Here is an 8,968-nt window from a genome sequence, read left to right as displayed (position 1 = left end):
CCGTAAGTTCAGGGTTTGTCTCGAATACCATCTTGGTAACTGCAAAGGCCCATGCGAAGGGTTACAGGAAGCAGAAGAGTACAACGCTTCGATTCTCGAAATCAAGGAAATTCTGAAAGGAAACATCAGTAATGTATTAGGAAGTCTTCGTGAACGGATGAAACGCTATGCTGATGAACTGGCATTTGAAAAGGCACAGGCAGTGAAGGAAAAAATCGTTTTGCTGGAGAAATACCAAAGCAAATCTATGGTTGTAAATCCAAACATTCACAATGTGGATGTTTTTTCAATCATTTCAGATCATGAGGCCGGCTATGTTAACTATCTCAAGGTCATCAATGGCGCCATCGTGCAGGCCCACACTGTCGAATTAAAAAAGAAACTCGACGAAACGGATGAAGATCTCCTCATACTGGCCATTACCGATTTGCGCCAACGATTTGAAAGTGACTCGCAGGAGTTGATTATTCCCATTGCACTTGAAATTTCCTTCCCTTCAACCATGCTCACTGTCCCAAAGATTGGCGACAAAAAGCACCTGCTTGAACTTTCGGAGCGCAATGCCAAATATTATCTGCTCGAAAAAAGGAAACAACAGGAATTAGTGGATCCTGAACGACACGCAAAACGGATTTTAAACACCATGATGGCCGATCTTCAGTTGCCTGAACCACCGGTTCACATCGAATGCTTTGACAACTCAAACATGCAGGGCCATTACGCAGTAGCGGCGATGGTTTGCTTTAAAAATGCCAGGCCCAGTAAAAATGATTATCGGCATTACAACATTAAAACTGTTGAAGGTCCAAATGATTTCGCTTCAATGGAAGAAGTGATTTACCGAAGGTACAAGCGGCTGATTGAGGAAGAGCAAAGCCTGCCCCAACTCATTGTTATTGATGGAGGTAAAGGTCAGTTATCGTCCGCAGTGAAAAGTCTGGATAAATTGGAATTACGCGGAAAAATCAGTATTGTTGGAATCGCCAAAAGACTTGAAGAGCTCTATTTTCCTGATGACCCTATTCCATTGCACATTGACAAAAAATCAGAAACCCTGAAAGTGATCCAACACATGAGGGATGAGGCGCACCGATTTGGTATCATCCATTACCGAAAAAAACATGAAAAAGGAACAGTAAAAACCACATTAACTGAAATCGGGGGGATCGGTAAAATCTACGCCCAGAAACTCCTCTCAAAATTCAGGTCGGTGAAAGGAATCCGTGAAGCCAGCCTGGGGGAGTTACAGGCTGCCATCGGCAAAATCAAAGGTCAGGAGGTGTTTGAATATTTCAAAAAAAATCCAGGAAGTTGAAATCTCCGATGCATCAAACCATTCTCTTGATTTGCCGCTCCCGGGCATAAGCAAGTTCCTTTGTCGGATAAATCCCGGTGAAAACCACACGCCAATCGCCAACTTTTCCGGTAAATCCTTTGTGTTTTGAATTATGCTTACGAAGACGGTCATCAATATTTTCAGTGTGACCATAGTAATAACAATCGAGTGATGGGGAATAGAGGATGTAGAAGTGAAATGACATAGCATGAAAAAACCACCCTTGTGAGGTGGTTTTGTGGGAGTTACTGGATTCGAACCAGTGGCCCTCTGCTTGTAAGGCAGATGCTCTGAACCAACTGAGCTAAACTCCCCATTATTTCAATTTTTCAGCCAGTGACCCTCCCGACTTGCGAGTCGGGATGCTCTGAACCCCGCCTGAATGACTTCAGTCGCGCAAGCAACTGAGCTAAACTCCCAAAAATATACTGAACTAAATCCCTCAAACGGGCGGCAAAAATACTGCTATTATTTTTTTAAGCAAGAAAAAAAGAATTTCTTGGGGAAAAAATTTCAAATCAACAGGTCTTATTGAAAATATGTCTGGTGATGTAGAGTAAAATTCCACTTGGTAGGCATGCACTGATTCTGAAAATAGCGCGATTCACATAGCCTGGCAAAATACTGAATCTCCCTTTTATCATCGCCTTAACTGTAAATTTTGCCACGTATTCCGGGGTTAGCGATGAAAACTTCCCTAAAAATCCTGCATTTTTTATTCTTTCTTCAACTTCTCCATTCGTAACCACAGCACCCGGCATAAGAACACTGAAATTGATTTTTGTCGTGTGATACTCCTGCATTAATGACCTTGTAAAATAGTAAACATATGACTTTGTGGCAAGGTAAACACTTTTGTAAGCCACAGGAGTATAGGCGCCAAAACTTCCGACATTGAGGATATGTGCACCTTCAACTGTTTTCATGTCTTTCACGAATAGAAGGCTTAGCATTGTGAGCGCCCTGATGTTCAGGTGAATCATCTCTTCAATCTTGGTCTGGCTCATTTCCTCAAATTTACCTACATGACCGTTTCCGGCATTGTTGATCAAAATCTTAATCTTCAATCCACGTTTTATTGCATGACCGTAAATCAACTGAGGGGTTTCAGGTGCTGTGAGATCAACGGTCAGATATTCTACTTTTACGCCAAAGTTTTTAATCAGTTCTTTCGCAAAATTATCTAATCCATTGCCTGGCAAGGCCACTAAAAACAGATTTTGACCTTTTCTTGCCAACTCGTTTGCTAATGCTTTCCCGATGCCGGAACTGGCGCCGGTTATTAATGTAAAAAAAATCGAAGTTTCATCACTCATCATTTCTCTGTTTTTTATTTAACCAATCCACAGTTCTCTGTAATCCCTCATCGAATGGTGTAACACAATATCCAAGCTCAGTTTCAGCTCTTACAACAGACACAGCCCAATGGTGTAAATACTTCCTGATCCATCGTGGTGTTATCCGTGGAGATCGTCCTCTTAATCTCGCAAAAGCAAAATGGATATTAGATCCGGCAAACATTAGCCAATACGGAACATGGAACAATCGATGATCTTTTGAGGTGATTTCCTTCAATTTTTGAAAAAAACCATCATATGTTATATTTTCGCCGCCGAGGATGTAACGTTGTCCTGTACGCCCTTTTTCCATAGCAAGCAGATGCCCGTACACTACATCTTCGACAAAAACATAGTTACCAAGTTTAGACCCATCACCAGGGATGAAATACCATTTACCCTGGTTAAAGCGCCTGATGATTGTTGTCATTGCATTGCTTTCGGTGATCAATCCTGGACCGTAAACACGGGTGGGGTTTACGATCACAACATCAAGGCCTTTTTTCTCAAACTCCGGAACAACCTTTTCAGCCTCAGCCTTTGTGGATTCGTATTCGTTAAAATAAGCAATGGTACGGGGGGGATTTTCATCAACCGGCTGATTGCCATCGGATGGCTCCAGCGTTCCTCCTGTTGAAGTAAAAACAACCCGTTGCAGTTTATTTTTTAAAGCCGTTTCAAATACATTAACCGTTCCCTGAACATTGATTTTGTGCGGCCAATCTTTATCCTTAGACCAAACCCTTGCATAAGCTGCAAGATGAAATGCAAAATCACAACCTCGCATGGCTGCATCGATGCTTTGAATGTCCAAAATATCTCCTTCAAAGATGACGATGTTTTGGTGATTGAGGTTTTTTGCACGATGTGTTGAACGAACCAATGCATGAACAACATTTCCGTTTTCAGCCAGGCGCATGGCCAGCCTTTCTCCGATAAATCCTGTTGCCCCAGTGATAAAATATTTCATTGGCTCCCTCCACTGATTGAATTGAGTTCCATTTCAGGATTATATTTCAAGGCAAAATAATCCATGGAAACAGCGAGCCCTATGTGTGCAAATACCGGGATAAGCATAGTGCCAGTGCTCAGTGTAATAATACATGTAAGTATCCCGAAAGGAATTGCCCCTAACGTTTCTCCTGCGCCTTTGGTCATGTGAAGTGCTGAATAAATGGCGACATTAATGGCAATGGCAGGCCAGAAACCAAAAGCTTCATAACTCAAAAAGAGTAATAGCCCCCGGAAAAGATATTCATACGCCAGCAAGTAAATAATCCAGCCGAAAGCACTTAATGCAAACATTTCTTTTGACCAACGCTTCAGCCTCATTTGCGGGTATTGCTGCTGGAGACTTTTCCCCTGTGCTAAAAATCTGTTAATCACAACCATCAGCATAGGGATTCCAATCAGCCAATACCAATTGGAAATCAAAAGATTTAAGTTCATGCCAAAATCAGAAATCCGGCCATTAAAAATAAAGATATAAATAATTCCCGGTATTAAGCCCATAAAAATAAAACCACAAATTTTTTGGAATAAAATCCAACGAAGCCAAAATTTTTTTCCTAAGAACCTTCCAACAAACCAGTCTTTAATCGATTCACTCTGGCTCAGGTAATAATAGCCATAATACCCAACAATAGTTGCAGTAATTGCAAAAACAAAAAGTAAATTATCCTTTCCCATATCATCGAAAGAAAGACTCATTTAGATATCAGCTGTTGGGCGAATTGGTTCATTGAAAGTGTAAAAATAAATATTTCCCATGATCAGTCGGTCAAAAAATGAAGGTGTTGCCAAAAAACCGTTCATAAAAAGTTTAAAAGTAATTGTGCCTGGATAACTGCTTTTGAAGGATTTCACTTTTCTTTGCAAAGCTAATTATTAATGGTTAGAAAATGATATTTGCTGCTATCGACATCGGCTCAAATGCAGTAAGACTTCTGTTTGCCAATGCTTTTCAACAAGAGGGTAAAATCAGGGTTGAGAAGGCGACTTTGATCAGAATTCCTATCCGACTTGGGATGGATGTTTACAACACCAACAAGATTTCGAAAGAAAGGGCATCAAAATTAATCAAAACCCTCGAGGCTTTCAGTTTGCTGATTGACGTCTACAAGCCCCGCTCTTTTACTGCCTGCGCTACTGCAGCTATGCGCGAAGCAGTTAATGGTTTGGAACTGATTAAAAAAATCAAAAAACAGACAGGCATCAATGTTCGATTGATAGACGGGCTTGAAGAAGCTGCCATTATACGTGCCTCCGACGATTATGCTTTCCCGCAAGAAAAGAAACTCACCATGTATGTTGACCTTGGCGGGGGTAGCACTGAGATTTCGGTGCTGTCGAAACATAAACTAATCGAGGCAAACTCCTTCAAAATAGGGACTCTTCGGTTGCTAAGCGATAAAGTCCCGGACTCAGAATGGAAAGCGATGGAAGAGTGGTTAATGCAGTTTAAGGAGGATTTCGGAATGATTACTGTCATCGGATCTGGCGGGAACATTAATAAAATTGCAAAGATCTATGGGAAACCTGATGAAACAAATCTATCATTCGAAAACCTCGAATATGCTTCCCGGCACCTGAAAAGTTTTGATCTTGATGGCCGTATCGAAAGGCTTGGATTGCGTCCCGATCGTGCTGACGTCATCGTTCCGGCTACTGATGTTTTTCTGTTTATTACCAGGGTTATTCAAGCTAATTCAGTGTATGTTCCCAAAATAGGGTTAGCTGATGGCCTTATCTATCAGATGTTTGAAGCTTACCTTAAGAAAAAAAACAAATAGATAGCTCTTCTTTTCGACTTTGGAAAGGTTGATGCATTACCTTTGTAAAAAAAACAATGAATGAAAACAATTTCAACATTTTGCCTTTTGGTACTTGCACATTTTGCTGGTATGGCTCAATCTCCGCTTGCATTTAATTATCAGGCTGTTTTACGTTCAACTGATGGCGCCCCAATTATAAACAATGATATCGGTCTAAAGATAAGCATCCTTTCAGATACCGTACAAAACATTGTTCATTACGCTGAAATTCAGGATGTAACAACCGACAGTTATGGAAGGATTAACCTTAAGATCGGCACAGGTGACATTTTGCTTGGCAGTTTTTCGGGCATCAACTGGGAAGATGGAAACTATTTTATCCGTATTGAGTTTGATGATTCAGGTGGGACAAACTATCAACTTGCCGGGCAAACGCAATTATTATCAGTACCTTACGCCCTATACTCCAGTCAATCAGGAAACAGTTTCATGGCTGGTGAAGGAATTGACATTGATGAAGATGTTATTTCAAACACTGGGGATTTGAGCGCTGCCAATGAGCTTCAAACGTTGACCAAATTAGGAAATACTGTTGTATTGAGCCAGGGAGGCGGAGCCATAACTGATTCGGACAATCAAAGTCTGAATGTAATTTCGGTCGGAACATCCCGGCAAATACAAATTTCCGGTGGTAATTCAGTAACAATTGAGGTAGCTGATAATGACAACCAACCGGAAAATGAAATTCAGGTAATCTCAATAAGTAATGATACCATTTACCTTTCCAATGGAGGATATGTCAAATTGCCAATTCCAACCAGTGCCATAGTTCCACCTGGTGGTTGTATTCAAAGTCTTAGTCCAGAACCACCTCCGGGTTATTTTTATTCCGGAACAGGAATTACTGCCGGCGACCTGTGGAACGATTTACCACCAATGACTTACTCGCGTTTTGGTGCAGCAGTGGCCACTGTAAATAATAAAATTTATGTATTTGGCGGTTGGGACGGCGTTAGTTCAGTCAGTAATGTGGTTGAGGTATTTGATCTGGATAATCAAACCTGGGAGAAAAAATCCAATATGCCAACGGCAGTGGTTTATGCTGCTGCTGCTGTGATTGGAAGTTCAATTCACGTTCTGGGGGGATATAATGGAAATACAATCGTTAACCGACACCAGGTTTACAATACTTTGAATAACAGTTGGTCACTGGCAACAAATTTGCCGCAAGCCAGGTCTGGATGTGGTGCTGCTGTTGTTTCCGGTAAAATCTATCTCATTGGCGGTTTTTTTAATAATACTGCGCTAAACACTAATCAAATGTATGATCCGGTCACTTCTGCCTGGGTAGATAAAGCCCCTATGACTACAGCAAGAACTGACTTTGCAACCGCCCAAACAAATGATGGTATTTATGCTATTGGCGGGTGGAATCAGGATGTTCTTAATGTCAATGAATTCTACAATCCGACAGCTGACACATGGACAACATATTATTCTACTTCATATTATCGTTCAGGATGCAGTGGCGCCGTTGTAAACAATAAGATTTACGTGCTGGGCGGCGGAACTTTATACAATTATAACAGCATTACCGAAGAATATTATCCATTAACAAATGAATGGAAAACCAAAACTTCGATGCCAAGCCCACGTTCATTTTTTGGTGCGATAGGCATTGACGACAAAATTTATATAGTAGGAGGAAATTTTGGAGAGGCTTTGAAATCAATCATGGTATATGATCCGGCGACCACTCAATATTATATCCATTGCAGTCAATAGCCCACGGAAATCAAAAACAGGTTTAAAATTAATTTTTTGCAATTCTGTCCATTTTTTCAAAAGTTCTTACATTTGCCACAAATTAAATTTTTCAAGATTATGAACATTCCTGATAACTTAAAGTACACTAAAGACCATGAATGGTTGCGCCTGGAAGGCGACACAGCTATAGTTGGAATTACTGATTACGCTCAAAACGAATTAGGAGATATCGTTTTTGTTGAAGTGGAAACTGTGGGTGAAAAACTTGAAAAAGAAGAAACATTCGGCACTATCGAAGCGGTTAAAACAGTTTCAGATCTTTTTATGCCAATAGCCGGGGAAGTGTTGGAATTTAACGAAGAGTTGGATGAGCATCCTGAGATTATTAACAGCGATCCTTATAACAAAGGATGGATTGTAAAAATTAAACCCGACAATGTAAAAGATGTCGAATTGTTGCTTGACGCAAAGAGCTATAAAGAGTTGATATAATAATTTGATGGTTTTCACAACACGACAAAAAACAATATGCAATCATGGCATTACGTTTGTAAAATACTGGTTACAAACCAAATTAAATGAATAAACATCATGGAAGCAAAAAAAAGTAAAAAAGCCGACCTGGAAAGCAAAAAATCAATTTTTATGCAGCTAGGTTTCGTTGTTGCACTTGCAGTTGTATTGCTGGCTTTCAATTACAAAAGCTATGAAAGAGGCAGTTCTCTTGACATACAGGTGCAGGTCGACAATACCCCCGAAGAAATTATCCCGATCACCAAACAAGAATTAAAACCACCTCCACCTCCACCTCCAAAGCAAATCACGATCATCAATGTTGTCGAAGATGATGTTGAGGTGGAAGATGACATCGAAATTGACGTTGAAGCAGACCAAACCACGGAAATTGCCGATTTTGTTCCTGTAGTAAAAGTTGAGGAAGAAATCGAAGAATTGGAGATTTTCACCGTGGTTGAGTCCATGCCTGAATTTCCGGGTGGAGATGCAGCAAGAATGAAATTCCTCCAGGACAATATCAAATACCCGCAGCTTGCCCGTGAAAGCGGAATCCAGGGAACTGTTTACGTTACATTTGTTGTGGAAACTGACGGACGTGTTACCGATGTCAGAGTACTTCGTGGTATCGGCGGTGGTTGTGATGAGGAAGCAGTCAGGGTTATCCAGATGATGCCGCGTTGGAATGCCGGTAAACAAAGAGGTAAACCCGTACGTGTTCAGTTTAACATGCCGATCAGGTTCACCTTACAAGGGTAACATTCAATAAATGATTTCTTATCCCGGGAATGTCAATTTCCGGGATTTTTTTTGTAATGTTCTAATGCACCCATCCTTTTGAAATTATCGATTGCACCTTGAAATCTCTAAAACTTGCGTTTCAGACTTCTCACATCGACCTGAATTTTGAAAGGGAATGCTACCCCATTACATCACCACCAATCCCGGCGTTCGGCTTAGGCTGGAGCCTAAGCTGAATCTATTTCTGTAGGCTCTGCCTGAAAAAACTTGACAGGTTTTTCTCAATGTTTAATAAAAACAAAAACAGCCGGAGTTTTGTCCCCGGCTGCTTTATTTTCCTTTGTTCGGCTTAGGCTCCGGCCTAAGCCGAATCTATTTCTGCAGGCTCTGCCTGCCAAAAACCTGTAGGTTTAAAAGTTCTACATCACCACCAACCGCTTCGTAACAATCTCCCCTCCAATTTCCAGCCTTATGATGTAAAGTCCGGGCTTGTAGCCGCT

The 8,968-nt window shown here is 41.0% G+C and carries 9 protein-coding genes and 1 tRNA gene; 5 read left to right on the top strand and 5 right to left on the bottom strand.

Features of this window, described 5'->3' with window-relative positions; genetic code table 11:
* Window positions 1–1,315, top strand: a 1,315-nt coding sequence (uvrC, locus tag IH598_08135) for an excinuclease ABC subunit C (protein ID MBE0638473.1), incomplete at its 5' end; no start/stop codon positions are given.
* Window positions 1,316–1,328: 13 nt separating this feature from the next.
* Here uvrC and IH598_08130 read toward each other — a convergent pair.
* The 5 genes from IH598_08130 to IH598_08110 all read right to left on the bottom strand — a co-directional run bounded on the left by IH598_08130 (window position 1,329) and on the right by IH598_08110 (window position 4,383).
* Entirely contained in the window at window positions 1,329–1,541 is a 213-nt protein-coding gene (locus IH598_08130) for a GIY-YIG nuclease family protein (protein ID MBE0638472.1), read from the bottom strand.
* 34 nt (window positions 1,542–1,575) lie between these two features.
* Window positions 1,576–1,650, bottom strand: a tRNA-Val gene (locus IH598_08125).
* A 204-nt stretch (window positions 1,651–1,854) separates the two neighbouring features.
* Complete coding sequence (locus IH598_08120; GenBank protein ID MBE0638471.1) at window positions 1,855–2,655, bottom strand: SDR family NAD(P)-dependent oxidoreductase; 801 nt, start codon at window positions 2,653–2,655, stop codon at window positions 1,855–1,857.
* Window positions 2,645–3,643 (bottom strand): SDR family oxidoreductase, encoded by a 999-nt coding sequence (locus IH598_08115; protein ID MBE0638470.1) that lies wholly within the window; start codon window positions 3,641–3,643, stop codon window positions 2,645–2,647. The genes IH598_08120 and IH598_08115 overlap by 11 nt, the downstream gene beginning before the upstream one ends.
* Window positions 3,640–4,383 (bottom strand): CPBP family intramembrane metalloprotease, encoded by a 744-nt coding sequence (locus IH598_08110; GenBank protein ID MBE0638469.1) that lies wholly within the window; start codon window positions 4,381–4,383, stop codon window positions 3,640–3,642. The genes IH598_08115 and IH598_08110 overlap by 4 nt, the downstream gene beginning before the upstream one ends.
* A gap of 191 nt (window positions 4,384–4,574) precedes the next feature.
* On the opposite strand from IH598_08110, the gene IH598_08105 reads away from it, so the two are divergent.
* The 4 genes from IH598_08105 to IH598_08090 all read left to right on the top strand — a co-directional run bounded on the left by IH598_08105 (window position 4,575) and on the right by IH598_08090 (window position 8,486).
* On the top strand, window positions 4,575–5,465 hold the full coding sequence (locus IH598_08105; protein ID MBE0638468.1) for a rod shape-determining protein: 891 nt from the start codon (window positions 4,575–4,577) through the stop codon (window positions 5,463–5,465).
* 60 nt (window positions 5,466–5,525) lie between these two features.
* On the top strand, window positions 5,526–7,232 hold the full coding sequence (locus tag IH598_08100; protein MBE0638467.1) for a hypothetical protein: 1,707 nt from the start codon (window positions 5,526–5,528) through the stop codon (window positions 7,230–7,232).
* A 99-nt stretch (window positions 7,233–7,331) separates the two neighbouring features.
* Entirely contained in the window at window positions 7,332–7,706 is a 375-nt protein-coding gene (gene gcvH / locus IH598_08095; protein MBE0638466.1) for a glycine cleavage system protein GcvH, read from the top strand.
* A 99-nt stretch (window positions 7,707–7,805) separates the two neighbouring features.
* A complete protein-coding gene (locus tag IH598_08090; GenBank protein MBE0638465.1) occupies window positions 7,806–8,486 on the top strand; it encodes an energy transducer TonB in 681 nt (226 codons plus the stop codon).
* Window positions 8,487–8,968: the final 482 nt, after the last annotated feature.

The organism is Bacteroidales bacterium (assembly GCA_014860585.1).
Classification (GTDB): Bacteria; Bacteroidota; Bacteroidia; order Bacteroidales; family 4484-276; genus RZYY01.
This window is presented reverse-complemented; position numbering and strand designations above follow the sequence as displayed.